A 1,074-nucleotide genomic window follows, 5' to 3' on the forward strand; every position below is an offset into this window, starting at 1 on the left:
GTAGCGGGTTGCCTTCGGGATCGGTGAAGTCCGGCTGGCGGACAGCCCCGTCGTTCTTCCATGTCACGTTCGAGCGGTCCTCGCAATCGACGATCAGGATGGACGCCCCGCGGTTCCGTGGGTCCGCGAGCGTGTGCCCGTACTGACCGATGACCGTGACGTTCTCGTTCGTCATTCTGGCGACGACGTGCTGCAGCTGCAGAAACTCGTCCCCCGTCGCCACCGGGTGGAGGGTCTTGAAGTTGATGTCGCGCTTCCGGTACGCCGTATCACGCACTTCGAGGTACTCGGTCAGTTGGGCCGCTGCCTTCTCCTCCGGCGTCTTCGGAGTCGGCGTGGTGGTGGGCGTGGGCGAGGGTGTGTCGCTGGCTGTCTGGCTGGGGGTCTCCTGGACCTCGGGCGTGGTGTCGCCGCCGCCACAGCCCGTCAGGATCAGGGCCAGGGCGAAGGCGCCTCCCGCGAGTGCTGAGTGGTGCTTCCTCATGGGGTGTCTCCTCCTGTGGTGGGCGGCGCCATGACTGATCGCTGGCTGACGTCGTTGGCGATGTGCTCGAGGTGCTTCGGCGGCGTCTACGAGCTCGGCCAGCAAGCCGTTGTCGGCGGGGTCGATCCCAAACTTCTTGTCCGCGTTGTAGAGCGTGCGGACGGTGTCGCGAACGAACACCGCCCGGGCGACGCGGCGGGCGTCGAGGTCGTCGGGGCGGTCGCCGTCGGACGCGACGTAGCGGGCGGTGAGGGAGTGATGGAACTCCTGGTCGAAAGTTGTCATGTGCTGGGTGCTTCCTTCCCGAGTCAGCTCGCGAGCCAGCCGTGTGTACGAATGATGGTCCTCGTACGCTCCGACAGTTCCATGGGAGCGTCGCCGTCGTCGGAGCGGTTGCAGACCTCTTCGCGCAGGATCCGGTCGGCTTCGAGCTGGTTGCCTTCAGCCTTCACGACGTGGGCCAGGCACAATCGGGTGCTCTCGCCGTCGGGGTCGGCGTGGTTGGCCACGAAGGCGGCAGAGCGGGCCTTGATCAGGTCACCGGCAGCTAGGGCCTCGGTGACGACGATGAGCGCGATATCGGCAATCCA

The 1,074-nt window shown here is 66.3% G+C and carries 1 protein-coding gene; it reads right to left on the bottom strand.

Annotation, left to right across the window (positions count from 1 at the left end):
- Positions 1 to 277: hypothetical protein (locus EPN29_14445; protein TAN29683.1), on the bottom strand; the 277-nt coding region annotated here is incomplete at its 3' end.
- Between the last annotated feature and the right edge of the window lie 797 nt (positions 278 to 1,074).

This window comes from bacterium (assembly GCA_004299235.1).
Lineage (GTDB): Bacteria > Chloroflexota > Dormibacteria > Dormibacterales > Dormibacteraceae > SCQL01.